The 13,558-nt window shown below is 70.4% G+C and carries 15 protein-coding genes; 14 read left to right on the top strand and 1 reads right to left on the bottom strand.

What is annotated here, in order from left to right; all coding sequences use genetic code 11:
- Positions 1-144: 144 nt before the first annotated feature.
- The 13 genes from CK240_RS15285 to urtE all read left to right on the top strand — a co-directional run bounded on the left by CK240_RS15285 (position 145) and on the right by urtE (position 11,785).
- Positions 145-948, top strand: a complete 804-nt coding sequence (locus CK240_RS15285) for an urease accessory protein UreD (RefSeq protein WP_095641198.1) — start codon at positions 145-147, stop codon at positions 946-948.
- A 9-nt stretch (positions 949-957) separates the two neighbouring features.
- Positions 958-1,260 (top strand): urease subunit gamma, encoded by a 303-nt coding sequence (locus tag CK240_RS15280; RefSeq protein ID WP_095641197.1) that lies wholly within the window; start codon positions 958-960, stop codon positions 1,258-1,260.
- Positions 1,261-1,269: 9 nt separating this feature from the next.
- A complete protein-coding gene (locus tag CK240_RS15275; RefSeq protein ID WP_095641216.1) occupies positions 1,270-1,821 on the top strand; it encodes a HupE/UreJ family protein in 552 nt (183 codons plus the stop codon).
- 1 nt (position 1,822) lies between these two features.
- Positions 1,823-2,137, top strand: a complete 315-nt coding sequence (locus tag CK240_RS15270; RefSeq protein ID WP_095641196.1) for an urease subunit beta — start codon at positions 1,823-1,825, stop codon at positions 2,135-2,137.
- On the top strand, positions 2,127-3,830 hold the full coding sequence (gene ureC / locus CK240_RS15265; protein WP_095641195.1) for an urease subunit alpha: 1,704 nt from the start codon (positions 2,127-2,129) through the stop codon (positions 3,828-3,830). Before CK240_RS15270 ends, ureC begins: the two co-directional genes overlap by 11 nt.
- 11 nt (positions 3,831-3,841) lie before the next feature.
- Positions 3,842-4,330 carry an urease accessory protein UreE gene (locus CK240_RS15260; RefSeq protein ID WP_095641194.1) on the top strand — a complete coding sequence of 163 codons (489 nt, stop codon included), beginning with the start codon at positions 3,842-3,844 and terminating at the stop codon, positions 4,328-4,330.
- Positions 4,302-4,988 (top strand): urease accessory protein UreF, encoded by a 687-nt coding sequence (locus CK240_RS15255; RefSeq protein ID WP_095641193.1) that lies wholly within the window; start codon positions 4,302-4,304, stop codon positions 4,986-4,988. Before CK240_RS15260 ends, CK240_RS15255 begins: the two co-directional genes overlap by 29 nt.
- Positions 4,985-5,602 carry an urease accessory protein UreG gene (gene ureG / locus CK240_RS15250; protein ID WP_095641192.1) on the top strand — a complete coding sequence of 206 codons (618 nt, stop codon included), beginning with the start codon at positions 4,985-4,987 and terminating at the stop codon, positions 5,600-5,602. Before CK240_RS15255 ends, ureG begins: the two co-directional genes overlap by 4 nt.
- A 267-nt stretch (positions 5,603-5,869) precedes the next feature.
- Positions 5,870-7,147, top strand: coding sequence for an urea ABC transporter substrate-binding protein (gene urtA, locus CK240_RS15245; RefSeq protein ID WP_095641191.1), 1,278 nt, complete (start codon positions 5,870-5,872; stop codon positions 7,145-7,147).
- Between the two features lie 62 nt (positions 7,148-7,209).
- Positions 7,210-9,108 (top strand): urea ABC transporter permease subunit UrtB, encoded by a 1,899-nt coding sequence (gene urtB, locus CK240_RS15240; protein WP_095641190.1) that lies wholly within the window; start codon positions 7,210-7,212, stop codon positions 9,106-9,108.
- A 4-nt stretch (positions 9,109-9,112) separates the two neighbouring features.
- A complete protein-coding gene (urtC, locus tag CK240_RS15235) occupies positions 9,113-10,336 on the top strand; it encodes an urea ABC transporter permease subunit UrtC (protein ID WP_095641189.1) in 1,224 nt (407 codons plus the stop codon).
- Complete coding sequence (gene urtD, locus CK240_RS15230) at positions 10,333-11,073, top strand: urea ABC transporter ATP-binding protein UrtD (RefSeq protein WP_095641188.1); 741 nt, start codon at positions 10,333-10,335, stop codon at positions 11,071-11,073. Before urtC ends, urtD begins: the two co-directional genes overlap by 4 nt.
- Position 11,074: 1 nt before the next feature.
- On the top strand, positions 11,075-11,785 hold the full coding sequence (gene urtE / locus CK240_RS15225; protein WP_095641187.1) for an urea ABC transporter ATP-binding subunit UrtE: 711 nt from the start codon (positions 11,075-11,077) through the stop codon (positions 11,783-11,785).
- Positions 11,786-11,846: 61 nt separating this feature from the next.
- On the opposite strand, the gene CK240_RS15220 is transcribed toward urtE, so the two are convergent.
- Positions 11,847-13,040: a Hint domain-containing protein gene (locus tag CK240_RS15220; protein WP_240517484.1), complete on the bottom strand. Its 1,194-nt coding sequence runs from the start codon at positions 13,038-13,040 to the stop codon at positions 11,847-11,849.
- A gap of 358 nt (positions 13,041-13,398) precedes the next feature.
- On the opposite strand from CK240_RS15220, the gene CK240_RS15215 reads away from it, so the two are divergent.
- A partial coding sequence (locus tag CK240_RS15215; RefSeq protein ID WP_167650063.1) for a helix-turn-helix domain-containing protein occupies positions 13,399-13,558 on the top strand: 160 nt, incomplete at its 3' end.

The following is a 13,558-nucleotide window of genomic DNA, read 5'->3' as shown; positions in this document are numbered from 1 at the left end:
CCGCCGCGCCGCAGGACATCGCGCTGCCTGAAAAACAGTCAGGCTGCGCGTCCGGCGGTCAACCTGCTGCGGCTTCCCGTCCTGCGGCCCTTGCGCCGTCCCGTCGCCGCTTGCCTGTCGCCGCGACATTTCTAGCGTCGGGCCATGTTCGACGAGATCCCGCTTCAGCGCAGCGACGGCACCGCGCATATCGCCCTGCAGGGCGGCCGCATCGCGGCATTGCGGCAGTCGGGATCGGCCAAGGTGATGCTGCCGCGCACCCATTCCGCCGCGCCGGAGATCGTCTTCCTGAACACCTCGGGCGGGCTGACCGCGGGCGACCGGCTCGACTATGGGGTGCAACTCGGCGCGGGGATGCGGGCAGGGGCGACCACCCAGACCGCTGAACGCGCCTATCGGGCCGAGGGCGGCCGGGCGCGGGCACGGGTGACGCTGGAACTGGGGCCGGGGGCGTCGCTGACCTGGCTGCCGCAGGAAACGATCCTGTTCGACGGCAGCGCCCTCAGCCGGCAGACCTGCGTCAGCCTGGCCGCGGATGCGTGGTATCTGGGCGTCGAGACCGTCGTCCTGGGCCGCGCCGCGATGGGCGAAACGGTCACGCGGCTGATGCTGGACGACATCCGCACGATCCACCGCGGCGGCAGGCTGCTGCTGGCCGACCCGTTCCGGCTGACCGACGGCTCGCTGTCGCGGGCGGGGGGCGGGGCGTTGCTGGGCGGGGCGCGGGCCGTCGCCACGCTGATCCTTGCCGCACCGGGCGCGCAGGACGCGCTGGCGTCCGTGCGCGCGGAACTGGACGAGCCGGGCGTGACCGGCGCCGCCTCGGCCCTGGACGGGCGGCTGGTGCTGCGCTGCCTTGCGCCCGACGCCTGGCCCCTGCGGCGCCAGATGCTGCGGCTGATCGAACGGCTGAGCCCCGGCGCCACCCCGAGATGCTGGCAGATCTAGAGGACGCACATGAACCTGACCCCCCGAGAACGGGACAAGCTGCTGGTGTCCCTTGCCGCGATGGTGGCGCGCGGGCGGCTTGCCCGCGGCGTCAAGCTGAACCACCCCGAGGCCGTGGCGCTGATCACCGACTTCGTGGTCGAGGGCGCGCGCGACGGCCGCAGCGTGGCCGACCTGATGGAAGCGGGCGCCGGGGTCGTCCGCGCCGAGGACTGCATGGAGGGCATCCCCGCGATGATCGAGACCGTGCAGGTCGAGGCCACCTTTCCCGACGGGACCAAGCTGGTCACCGTCCATCACCCCATCCGCTAGGAGATGCCGATGAAGCGGCTACTTTCCCTTGCCCTGATCCTGCCCACCGCCGCGCTGGCCCATTCCGGCCACGATCACGGCAGCGTCGGCGGCGGCTTCGCGCATCCCCTGGGCGGGGCCGACCACGTGCTGGCGATGGTGGCGCTGGGGCTGCTGGCCGCGCAGGCGGGCGGGCGGGCGCTGTGGCTGCTGCCCGTCACCTTTGTCGCCGCGATGCTGGCGGGCGGCGCGGCCGGATGGGCCGGGATGCCCTTCGGCGCGGTCGAGCCGGCGATCCTCGCCTCGGTGGTCGTGCTGGGCGCGCTGGTTGCCATGGCGGCGCGCCTGCCCCTGGGCGCGGCGGCGGCGATGGCGGCGGCTTTCGGCTTTGCGCATGGCTGGGCGCATGGGGCCGAGGGACCGGCGCAGGGGCTGCTTTCCTATGCCCTGGGCTTTGCTGTGGCGACGGCGCTGCTGCATGGCGCGGGCATCCTTGCCGGGCGCGCCGCCGCGCGTCCCCTGCTGAGGGCGGCGGGGGGACTGACGGCGCTCGCGGGGCTCGTGCTGGTCATGGGGGCCTGAGATGATCCCCGGAGAGATCATTCCCGCCGAAGGCGCGATCACCCTGAACGCGGGCCGCCCCGCGGTCACGCTGATGGTCGCCAACACCGGCGACCGCCCCGTGCAGGTGGGCAGCCATTACCATTTCGCGGAAACCAACGCGGGCCTCGACTTCGACCGGCAGGCCGCGCGGGGGATGCGCCTCGATATCCCCGCCGGAACCGCCGTCCGCTTCGAGCCGGGCCAGCGGCGCGAGGTGCGGCTGGTGCCCTTCGCGGGCAGCCGCGCGGTCTGGGGCTTCAACGGTCAGGTCATGGGGGCGCTGGATGCCGGTTGAGATCTCTCGCGCCGCCTATGCGGACATGTTCGGCCCCACGACCGGCGACCGGGTGCGGCTTGGCGACACCGCGCTGCTGATCGAGGTGGAACGCGACCTGACCGTCTACGGCGAGGAGGTGAAGTTCGGCGGCGGCAAGGTCATCCGCGACGGCATGGGCCAGTCGCAGCTGACGCGCGCGGCGGGCGCCATGGACACGGTCATCACCAACGCGCTGATCCTCGACTGGACGGGCATCTACAAGGCCGATGTCGGGCTGCGCGACGGGCGCATCGCCGCCATCGGCAAGGCCGGGAACCCCGACACCCAGCCCGGCGTCACCATCGTCATCGGCCCGGGGACCGAGATCATCGCGGGCGAGGGCCGCATCCTGACCGCGGGCGGCATCGACTGCCACATCCACTTCATCTGCCCCCAGCAGGTGGACGACGCGCTGCATTCCGGCGTCACCACCATGATCGGCGGCGGCACGGGTCCCGCGCACGGCACGCTGGCCACCACCTGCACGCCGGGGCCGTGGCACATCCGCCGGATGCTGGAAGCCGCCGACAGCCTGCCCGTCAACATCGGGCTTGCGGGCAAGGGCAACGCCTCGCGCCCCGAGGCGCTGGTGGAACAGGTCCGCGCCGGGGCCTGCTGCATGAAGCTGCACGAGGACTGGGGCACGACGCCCGCCGCCATCGACTGCTGCCTGACCGTGGCCGAGGCCGAGGACGTGCAGGTGATGATCCACACCGACACGCTGAACGAATCCGGCTTCGTGGAGAACACGCTGGCCGCCATCGCCGGCCGCACGATCCACGCCTATCACACCGAGGGCGCGGGCGGGGGACACGCCCCCGACATCATCCGCGTGGTGGGCTCGGCGAACGTCATCCCGTCCTCCACCAACCCGACGCGGCCCTACACGCGCAACACCATCGAGGAGCACCTCGACATGCTGATGGTGTGCCACCACCTGGACCGGTCCATCCCCGAGGACGTGGCCTTCGCCGAAAGCCGCATCCGGCGCGAGACGATCGCGGCCGAGGACATCCTGCACGACCTCGGCGCCTTCAGCATCATCTCGTCGGACAGCCAGGCGATGGGGCGGGTGGGCGAGGTCATCACCCGCACCTGGCAGACCGCCCACAAGATGCGCGTCCAGCGCGGGCGGATGGAGGGCGAGACGGGCGAGAACGACAACCTGCGCGCCCGCCGCTATGTCGCCAAGTACACGATCAACCCCGCCGTGGCGCATGGCATCTCGGCCCATGTCGGCAGCGTCGAGCCCGGAAAGCGCGCCGACCTGGTGCTGTGGCACCCCGCCTTCTTCGGGGCCAAGCCCGAGATGGTGCTGGTCGGCGGTCAGGTCGCCATGGCGCAGATGGGCGACCCGAACGCATCCATCCCGACGCCCCAGCCGATGTATTCCCGGCCCATGTTCGGTGCGCTCGGAAAGGCGCGCCACGCGGCCTCGGTCAGCTTCGTCAGCCGCGCGGGGCTCGAGGACGGCTGCGCGGAGGGCCTGGGCAAGCAGGCGGTCGCCGTCGAGGGCACGCGCGGCATCGGCAAGGCCGACATGCGGCTGAACGGCGCGACGCCCCGGATCGAGGTCGATCCCGAAACCTACGAGGTCCGCGCCGACGGCCAGCTTCTGACCTGCGAGCCAGCGACCGAGCTGCCGCTGGCGCAGCGGTATTTCCTGTTCTGAAGGGGGACGCGATGCATTTCCTGGCAGATGCCGGCGCCCGGAACCACGATCCGGACCTGCTCGGCACCGCCGTCGCGGTGCTGCCGCCCGGCCACGGGCGCAGGATCGTGGGGCGGGTCGTGCTTGACTACGAGGCCCGCTGCCTGCGCCGCAAGCGGCTGGCGACCGAAGGCGGGGCCTTCTTCCTGGTGGACCTGCCGCAGACGGTCAGCGTTGACGGGGGCGCGGCCTTCGTGCTGGAGGACGGCACGGCCGTCGAGGTCGCCGAGGCGCACGAGCCGGTGCTGCGGATCGAAGGCGACCTGCCGCGGCTGGCCTGGCACATCGGCAACCGCCATTGCCCCTGCGAGATCCGCGCCGACCATCTCGTGATCCGCGCCGACAAGGTGCTCGAGGACATGCTGGCGAAGCTGGGCGCGCGGGTCACCCGCAGCCTTGCCCCCTTCCGGCCCGAGGGCGGAGCCTACGGACATGGGCGGACCTTCGGCCATTCCCACTGACCCGCCCGCATGGCCGGCAGGGGCGGACGCGGCGCGGCTGCTGGCCCTGCAGCTGCTGTCCCCGGCCTTTCCGACCGGGGCCTTCGCCCATGCGCAGGGGCTGGAATGGGCGATGGACAGCAGGGCGGTGGCCGATGCCGCCTCGCTGGCGCGGTGGCTGGCCGACGTGCTGGACCATGGCAGCGGCTGGTCCGACGCGGTGCTGCTGTCGCTTTCGCTGCGCCCCGGGGCGGATCACGCCGCGCTGGACGAGCTTGCCCGCGCGCTGTGCCTGACGGCCGAGCGGCTGACCGAAACGCTGGAACAGGGCGCGGCCTTCGCGCGGACCGCCGCGCCGCTGACCGGGACGGACGCCGCCCCGGCGGCGCTGCCGGTCGCGGTGGGACGAGCCTGCGCGCCCCTGGGACGACCCGCCGCCGAGATCATCGCGCTTTACCTGCACGGGCAGGCGCTGAACCTGATCCAGGCGGCGGTGCGCTTCCTGCCGCTGGGTCAGACCGACGGGCAGCGCGTGCTGGCCGGCCTTGCCCCCGCCATCCTTCGGCTGGCCGCCTGCGCCGCCGATGCGGACAGGGACGACCTGGGCGGCTGCGCCATCGGCGCCGAGATCGCCCAGGCACGCCACGAGACCATGCAGACGAGGATCTTCAGGACATGAGCAACGGACCCCTTCGCGTCGGCATCGGCGGCCCCGTGGGCGCGGGCAAGACCACCCTGACCGAGAAGCTGGCGGCGGCGCTTGCCCCCCGCCTGTCCATGGCGGTCGTCACCAACGACATCTACACCCGCGAGGATGCCGAGGCGCTGATGCGCGCGCAGGTCCTGCCGTCCGAGCGCATCCGGGGCGTCGAGACCGGCGGCTGCCCCCATACCGCCATCCGCGAGGACGCCAGCATCAACCTCGCCGCCATCGCGGACCTGAACGCGGCCTTTCCCGACCTCGACCTGGTGCTGATCGAATCCGGCGGCGACAACCTCGCCGCGACCTTCTCGCCGGAACTGGCGGACCTGACGATCTATGTCATCGACACGGCCGCAGGCCAGGACATCCCGCGCAAGAAGGGGCCGGGGCTGGCGCGGTCGGACCTGCTTGTGGTGAACAAGACCGACCTGGCGCCGCATGTGGGCGTGGACCCCGTGCTGCTGGAATCCGACGCCCGCGCGGCGCGCGGCACCCGGCCGGTCGTCATGGCCGCGCTGCGCGCCGGGCGCGGGGTGGACGAGGTTGCCGATTTCATCATCCGCGAGGGCGGGCTGGCCCTGCGCGCCTAATTCTCAGGCAGCGGGGCGAGCAGGTGGCGCGGATTTCGCCACAAGCGGCGGGCAGGGGCAGAAGCCGCCACCCTTTGATTGCCGCATTTCCCGTCACTTGATTTGCTGCAACTGCGAACGGCCGGACAGGGCCGGAAGTGTGCGGCGGCCAGCGTCTGGACAACAAGGACCGCCGCACGGGTGCAACGACGTTGCCGCCAAGGCCTACCACCGCCCGCACCCAAGCGGAAGCGGCAGGATGCCTGCGGCCTGACAGGGAAACGGACAATGAGGGCAAGGACCTTCCTTTGCAGCGCGGGGCTGACGCTCGCGCTGGCCGGCGCGGCATGGGCGCAGGACGACACGATCAAGATCGGCGTGCTGCATTCGCTGTCCGGCACGATGGCGATCTCGGAAACCACGCTGAAGGACACCGTGCTGATGATGGTGGACCAGCAGAACGCCAAGGGCGGCGTGCTGGGCAAGAAGATCGAGGCGGTGGTGGTCGATCCCGCTTCGGACTGGCCGCTGTTCGCCGAAAAGGCGCGCGAGCTGATCTCGGTCCAGGGCGTGGACGCGATCTTCGGCTGCTGGACCTCGGTCAGCCGCAAGTCGGTGCTGCCGGTGGTCGAGGAACTGAACGGCCTTCTGTTCTACCCGGTGCAGTACGAGGGCGAGGAATCGTCCAAGAACGTCATCTACACGGGCGCCGCGCCGAACCAGCAGGCGATCCCGGCGGTGGACTACATGACCGAGGAACTGGGCGTCGAGAAATGGGCCCTGCTCGGGACCGACTATGTCTATCCGCGCACCACGAACACGATCCTCGAGGCCTATCTGAAGACCAAGGGCGTCGCGCAGGACGACATCTTCGTCAACTACACGCCCTTCGGCCATTCCGACTGGTCCAAGATCGTCGCGGACGTGGTGGCGCTCGGCAATGACGGCAAGAAGGTCGGAGTCGTCTCGACCATCAACGGCGACGCCAACGTGGGCTTCTACAAGGAACTGGCGGCGGCGGGCGTTTCGGCCGACGACATCCCCGTGATGGCCTTCTCGGTCGGCGAGGAGGAGCTGTCGGGCCTCGACACCGCGAACCTCGTCGGGCACCTGGCCGCCTGGAACTATTTCCAGACCGCCGAGTCCCCCGCGAACGAGGGGTTTGTCGCGGAATGGAAGGCCAAGATGGGCGAGAACCGCGTGACCAACGACCCGATGGAGGCCACGATGCTGGGCTTCAACCTGTGGGTCCAGGCGGTCGAGAAGGCGGGGTCCACCGACACCGACGCGGTGCTGGCGGCGATCGACGGCCTTGAGGTGCCGAACCTGACCGGCGGCACGGCCAAGGTCCTGCCGAACCACCACCTGACCAAGCCCGTGCTGATCGGCGAGATCCGCGAGGACGGCCAGTTCGACATCGTCAGCCAGACCGAGCCCGTCGCGGGCGACGCCTGGACCGACCACCTGCCCGAGTCGGCGGTGCTTGAGGCCGACTGGCCGGGCAAGGACTGCGGCATGTGGAACACGCAGACCAACAGCTGCGTGCAGAAGCAGTCGAACTACTGAACCAACCCTTCCGGGGCGGCCCCGCGCCGCCCCGTTCCCCCCTTCCGCCGGTTGCAGGGATCATGCGCCATCTTCTTCTTTCGCTGCTGATGCTGCTGGCCGCGCCGGCCTTCGCGCAGGACCTGGCCTCGGTCCTGGACGCCAACCGCGACCAGATCGAGCGGCCTTCGCGCCAGACCATCGCCCCGGTGATCGAGGCCCTGGCCGCGGCGGGTCCGCAGGCCGGCGCCGTGCTGGAAGCCTGGGCCGACCGGCGCCTCGGCCTTGCAGGCGACCGCTTCGTGATCGTCCGGGGCGACGAGGCGCTGGACGCCGTCACGGGCGCGCCGGTTCCGGGCGAGGTGCGCGTGCTCAGGCCCAACTCGGGCGTGCGCGGCGTGATCGGCGCGGCGCTGGTGCAGTTCCAGCTGAACGACCCCGAGCCCTCGCGCCGCGCCGCCGCGCTGGACGCCATCGCCCGCCGTCCCGACGCGACGCACCTTGCCGCCCTGCGCGCCGCCGCGGCCGACCCCGATCCGGCGCTCGCCGCCCGCAAGGCGCGGCTGGAACGGCTGCTGACCATCCGCTTCGACCCCGACCCGCGGGCGCGCATCGCCGCCATCGAGGGGTTTTCGGGCGACACCGGGGCCGACCTGCAGGCGGTGCTGAACCCGCTGCTGGCCACGACCCGCATCGCCGCCCCGGCGATCCCCGAAGGGGCGAATGTCGCCGCCGAACTCGTCCCCGGCGAGGACATCCCCGAGGACGAGGCTTATCGCCTGCTGGTGGATGCGGGCCTTGCCCCCGCACGGCTTGCCCCGGACGCGCAGAAGCAGGCGCTGGCCGCCCATGTCGCGGAAGGCGCGGTCGGCGGCGTGCCGGTTTCCGAGCTGTCCGACCCCGCCCGCCGCGACGCCGCCTATGACGCGCTGGCCGACGCCGGGCTGGTTCCCCCTGCCGCCACCGCCGCCGAGGCCGAGGCCGCGCTGGCATCCCACCGCTTCGCCGACATCTACGCCGAGCCGGACCCCGGGATCACCGACGCCGCCCGCCGCGCGCTGAAGGCCATGGCCCTGCGCGAAGGCGTCCAGCAGGCCGCCGACCTGACGCTGGACGCGCTGTCGCTGGCCTCGATCTATTTCCTTGCGGCCATCGGGCTTGCCATCACCTTCGGCGTGATGGGCGTCATCAACATGGCGCATGGCGAGTTCATCATGATGGGCGCCTATACCGGCTATGTCGTCCAGACCCTGATCGCGGACCGCACGCTGTCGCTGGTCGTGGCGCTGCCCGCGGCCTTCGCCGTGACCTTCCTGGCGGGCGTGGTCCTTTACCGGCTGGTGATCCGCCACCTCGTCAAGCGCCCGCTGGAAACGCTGCTGGCGACCTTCGGCATCTCGATCGCGCTGCAGCAGATCGCCAAGAACATCTTCGGCACGCAGGCCCGCCCCCTGACGGCGCCCGCCTGGCTGGAAGGCTCGGTGGGCTTCGGGGAAATCGTCTCGATCTCGACCATCCGCGTGGCGATCTTCGTCCTCGCGCTGCTGTTCCTTTGCCTGTTCCTGTGGATCATGAAGCGCACGCGGCTGGGGCTCGAGGTCCGCGCCGTCACCCAGAACCCCGGCATGGCGGCCAGCATGGGGATCAACCCCGATCGCATCGCCATGCTGACCTTCGGGCTGGGGTCCGGCATCGCCGGGATCGCGGGGGTGGCGATCGGCCTCTTCGCCAAGGTCACGTCGGAACTGGGCAGCGACTACATCGTGCAAAGCTTCATGACCGTGGTCGTGGGCGGCGTCGGCAACATCTGGGGCACGCTGGCGGGCGCCGCGCTGATCGGCTTCCTGCAGAAGGGCATCGAGGTCATGAACCCGGCCAACACGCTGGCCGCCCAGACCTGGATGATCCTGCTCATCATCATCTTCATCCAGTTCCGGCCCCGCGGCATCATGCCGACCCGCGGCCGCGCGGCGGAGGCCTGATCCCATGCTGATCCGAAAGCACCCCTCGGCGATGGTCTTCCTCGCCCTGCTGGCGATCTTCACCATCGCCGTGACGCTGATGTCCGAGGCCTACGGCAGCGGCCTCGTCCCGACCTCGACCGTCAAGACCCTGGGCAAGACGCTGTGCCTTGCGCTGGCTGCCGTGGCGATGGATCTCGTCTGGGGCTACGCCGGCATCCTGTCTTTGGGCCACATGGCCTTCTTCGCCCTGGGCGGCTACATGATCGGGATGTGGCTGATGTATGCCCGCACGGGCGAGATCGTCGCGGCCACGCTTGCGAACGCGCCCATCCCGCCCACGCCCGACGAACTGCGGCAGGGCATCACCGGCCAGATCTTCGGCGTCGTGGGCTCTGCCGACCTGCCCCTGACATGGAGCTTCGCGGGCAGCCTGCCGGCGCAGCTTGTGCTGGTGCTGGCGGTGCCGGGGCTTCTGGCCTTCCTGTTCGGCTGGCTGGCGTTCCGCAGCCGCGTCAACGGCGTCTACCTGTCCATCCTGACGCAGGCGATGACGCTGGCGCTGTCCTTGTGGCTGTTCCAGAACGACAACGGCTTTCGCGGCAACAACGGGCTGTCGGGATTGCAGAACATCCCCGGACTGACGGACGTGCCGCAGTCGGTGATCTCGATCTGGTTCCTCTGGGCCTCGGCCCTGCTGCTGGCGGGGGGCTATCTGCTGGCGACCTGGCTGACGGCGGGCAAGTTCGGCAGCGTCATCCGCGCGATCCGCGACGACGAGACGCGGGTGCGCTTTCTCGGCTATCCGGTCGAGGGCTACAAGCTGACCGTCTTCACCATCTCGGCCATGATCTGCGCGGCGGCAGGGGCGCTGTATTACCCGCAGGCCGGGATCATCAACCCGGCGGAACTGGCGCCCATCGCCTCGGTCTACCTTGCCGTCTGGGTCGCCATCGGGGGCAGGGGGCGGCTTTACGGCGCGGTGATCGGCGCCGTCGTCGTCTCGCTGCTGTCGAGCTGGTTCACCGGCGGCCGGGCGCCCGACCTCGATCTCGGCTTCTACCGGGTCGCCTGGGTGAACTGGTGGCAGGTGCTGCTGGGACTGGGCTTTGTCGCCGTGACGCTGTTCGCGCCGCGCGGGCTGTCCTCGCTGGTGGATGCGCTGGCCGGGCTGCGCCCGCCGCGCCGCATGGGCACCGACCTCGGCCCCGATGTCGGCGCCCTGCGCGAAAAGGAGGCCGAGGCATGACCGCGCTTCTGGAAGTGTCCGGCGTCACCAAGTCCTTTGACGGGTTCCGGGCGATCAACAACCTGTCCTTCAGCATCGGCGCGGCGGAACTGCGCGCCGTGATCGGGCCGAACGGGGCGGGCAAGACGACCTTCATGGACATCGTCACGGGCAAGACCCGGCCCGACAGGGGACAGGTGCTGTGGGGCGAACGGTCCCAGTCGCTGCTGAAGATGTCCGAAGCGCAGATCGCCCGCGCCGGCATCGGCCGCAAGTTCCAGCGCCCGACCGTCTTCGAGGACCAGAGCGTCGCGGACAACCTGACCATGGCGCTGAAGGCCCCGCGCGGCCCCTTCGCCGTGCTGCGCTGGAAGCCCTCGGGCGCCAGCGCCGCGCGGGTGGCCGCCCTGGCCGGAGAGGTCGGCCTGGCCGACCGCCTGACCCGCAAGGCGGGCGAGCTGAGCCATGGCCAGAAGCAGTGGCTGGAAATCGGGATGCTGCTGGCGCAGGAGCCGCGCCTGCTGCTGGTGGACGAACCCGCCGCCGGGATGACCCTGGCCGAGCGCGAGCAGACCACGACCCTGCTGCGGCGGCTGGCCGAGACGCGGGCGGTGGTGGTGGTCGAACATGACATGGACTTCGTGCGGCGGCTGGACTGCAAGGTGACGGTGCTGCACCAGGGGGCCGTCCTGGCCGAGGGCTCGCTGGACCACGTGTCCGCCAATCCCGAGGTGATCGACGTGTATCTGGGGCGCTGAGATGATCGAGGCCGAGAACATTTCCCTGCATTACGGCGGCTCGCAGATCCTTTACGGCGTCTCGCTGAGCGCCGGGCCGGGCGAGGTCGCCTGCGTCATGGGCAACAACGGCGCGGGCAAGACCTCGCTGATGAACGTGCTGGCGGGCCGGCATCCCCGGTCGGGGGGCGAGCTGCGGCTGATGGGCGAACGCCTGGGCCGCGTCACCGCGCAGGAGATGGCGCGGCGCGGCGTCGCCTATGTGCCCCAGGGCCGCGCGATCTTCCCCATGCTGTCGGTGCGCGAGAACCTGGAAACGGGGCTGGGCTGCCTGCCGCGCGGCGCGCGCCGCATTCCCGACGAGATCTACGACAGCTTTCCCGTGCTGGCCGAGATGGCGCAGCGGCGCGGCGGCGACCTGTCGGGCGGCCAGCAGCAGCAGCTCGCCATCGCCCGCGCGCTGGTGATCCGCCCGCGCGTGCTGCTGATGGACGAGCCGACCGAGGGCATCCAGCCCAACATCATCGCCCAGATCGGCCGCGTGATCGCCGCCCTGCGCGACGCGGGCGGCATGGCGATCGTGCTGGTCGAGCAGTATTTCGACTTTGCCTGGGATCTCGGCGACCGCTTCGCGGTGATGGAGCGGGGGCAGGTCGTGCTGGGGGGCGAGCGCGACCGGCTGCAAAGGGACGATCTGCACCGCCTGCTGGCCGGGATGGTGCGGGCCGAATGAGGCGATGCGCCGCCCGTGCGGGGCGGCGCCGGCCGGACCCTTTACCGCGGAAGCGGGGGCGTCAGGCCGATGCGCCCGCGGGTCGGCCGGTTTCCCGCGCCGGCTGATCGTCGACAAGGGGCCGGCCGTTCAGCAGGTGCCGGTGGGCAAGCCGGCGTCCCTGCCGGCCCGTCGCAAGGGGACGCGCCGGACAGGCGCCGCCGGCCGTCAGTTCGGGGAAAAGGGACAGGATCTCGTCGCGGGCAGAGGGCGGAAGCATCGTCATCGCCTGGGGTCCCGCATAAAGCGTTTCCGTGGCCGCGCCTTCCGCAAGGACGATCTCGTGGCGATCGCACATGAAATGGACATACTCGATGTCCCGGCAATCCTTCTGCACCGCGATCCCTTCCAGACCGGCCAGGTGCCTTGCGGCGACCAGGACCTCGTCGGCGGCGAACATGCGCCGGGCGATCCGCGACCGCACAAGCAGCCTGTGCTGCGGAGAAACCAGAAGGTCGCGCCGGGGAAGGCCCGGGCCAAGCGCGCCCGCGCCGATCCGGACCGGCTTCAGGTCGGGGCGGCAGGCCAGGTCGATGCGGTCCAGCTTCCGGCGTCCGATCCAGCGGACCGGCTTGAAGCGGTCCCCGGCGGTGCGCACAAGGCTGCCCACCGCAAGCCGCTCGACCGGCACCGGACCGTCGATCGTGTCGATCAGCGTGCCTGCCGCAAAGCAGGGAAAGGCCACCTCGAAGATCTCGGGCTGGAAGCTGACCGTGTGGCTGAAGGCCGCGTAGGAGGCACTGACGTCGGGATTGACGGCCACGACCTCGATGCCGTGGACGCGGGTGATCCCCGACCAGGCGGAGATCGCGTTCACATGGGGCCGGAAGAACAGGTCGCCGTTGGACATCTGCACCAGGGTCGCCGACTGGTCCTGGAACACGTCCGGCTCGATCCCCGTCTGGATGCGCATCGTGACCGCGAAGGCCGAAATGGCGCGGGCGTCCGAAACCTGGACATCCCCCAGCGTGTAGGAGAACGCCGTCGGAACATAGTCGGCATAGGACGTTGCGGCCCATTGGGTGACAAAGCCGAAGGCGGTGTTGGGCGGCATGGTGTAGGAGCCGGTGACGGCCACGGCCTTCAACTGATCGTTGCCCTCGGCCTCGTATCCCACGATCGCCTGCCGCTGGGGAACCGTGATGCTGGTGTTCGGGGTGGGATCGAGCATCGAATGGTTGCCCATCCACAGCCAGTTGACAGTCGAGATCGGCATTCAGGTCTCCTCGGGCACGGCAGCCGTCGCTGCCACCACGTGCGCTTCTCCCTCAGGAGTATCTCACATCCGATCCACACGCGGAAGGAGAGTGCGGGCCTCGCCGCGCCTGTTGCGCGGACGCCGCCGACCGTTCCTGCGGGGCGACCGAGCCAGGCCGAACCGCGCACGCCGGCCATTGCCCCCGTCGTCGCTGCGGAACAATCCGCACGCCGGAACAACGGGAAATCCAGATCGCTTACATAACTTTGCTTACTTCATAATCTAGCTGTAGACGCAAAGTAGAATTGTCGCTGTCTGGCAAAGTAGAACTGTCGCCCTCACCCTGACCTTCGGGGTTCAGCGTGAGGGCTGCGGGATGGGACTGGTGCTGATGAGCGAGCATGAGCTTCAGCGTATTGAGGTGCTGGCGCAGGTTCTGGACGGCAGCATGAGACCGAGAACAGCAGCCAATGTGCTCGGCTTGAGCCTGCGTCAGGTGCAGCGGTTGTTGCGCGACATCCGCGAACATGGCGCTG

Source organism: Paracoccus salipaludis, from assembly GCF_002287065.1.
Classification (GTDB): Bacteria; Pseudomonadota; Alphaproteobacteria; order Rhodobacterales; family Rhodobacteraceae; genus Paracoccus; species Paracoccus salipaludis.
Note: the sequence above shows the minus strand (reverse complement) of the source record. Positions and strands in the feature narration are given on the sequence as shown.

Coding starts and splice junctions, on each gene's coding strand:
- ureC (WP_095641195.1), top strand. CDS start 2,127: ATGCCGGTTGAGATCTCTCGCGCCGCCTATGCGGACATGTTCGGCCCC.
- CK240_RS15260 (WP_095641194.1), top strand. CDS start 3,842: ATGCATTTCCTGGCAGATGCCGGCGCCCGGAACCACGATCCGGACCTG.
- CK240_RS15220 (WP_240517484.1), bottom strand. CDS start 13,040: ATGCCGATCTCGACTGTCAACTGGCTGTGGATGGGCAACCATTCGATG.
- CK240_RS15255 (WP_095641193.1), top strand. CDS start 4,302: ATGGGCGGACCTTCGGCCATTCCCACTGACCCGCCCGCATGGCCGGCA.
- CK240_RS15280 (WP_095641197.1), top strand. CDS start 958: ATGAACCTGACCCCCCGAGAACGGGACAAGCTGCTGGTGTCCCTTGCC.
- CK240_RS15270 (WP_095641196.1), top strand. CDS start 1,823: ATGATCCCCGGAGAGATCATTCCCGCCGAAGGCGCGATCACCCTGAAC.
- urtE (WP_095641187.1), top strand. CDS start 11,075: ATGATCGAGGCCGAGAACATTTCCCTGCATTACGGCGGCTCGCAGATC.
- CK240_RS15275 (WP_095641216.1), top strand. CDS start 1,270: ATGAAGCGGCTACTTTCCCTTGCCCTGATCCTGCCCACCGCCGCGCTG.
- urtD (WP_095641188.1), top strand. CDS start 10,333: ATGACCGCGCTTCTGGAAGTGTCCGGCGTCACCAAGTCCTTTGACGGG.
- CK240_RS15285 (WP_095641198.1), top strand. CDS start 145: ATGTTCGACGAGATCCCGCTTCAGCGCAGCGACGGCACCGCGCATATC.
- ureG (WP_095641192.1), top strand. CDS start 4,985: ATGAGCAACGGACCCCTTCGCGTCGGCATCGGCGGCCCCGTGGGCGCG.
- urtB (WP_095641190.1), top strand. CDS start 7,210: ATGCGCCATCTTCTTCTTTCGCTGCTGATGCTGCTGGCCGCGCCGGCC.
- urtA (WP_095641191.1), top strand. CDS start 5,870: ATGAGGGCAAGGACCTTCCTTTGCAGCGCGGGGCTGACGCTCGCGCTG.
- urtC (WP_095641189.1), top strand. CDS start 9,113: ATGCTGATCCGAAAGCACCCCTCGGCGATGGTCTTCCTCGCCCTGCTG.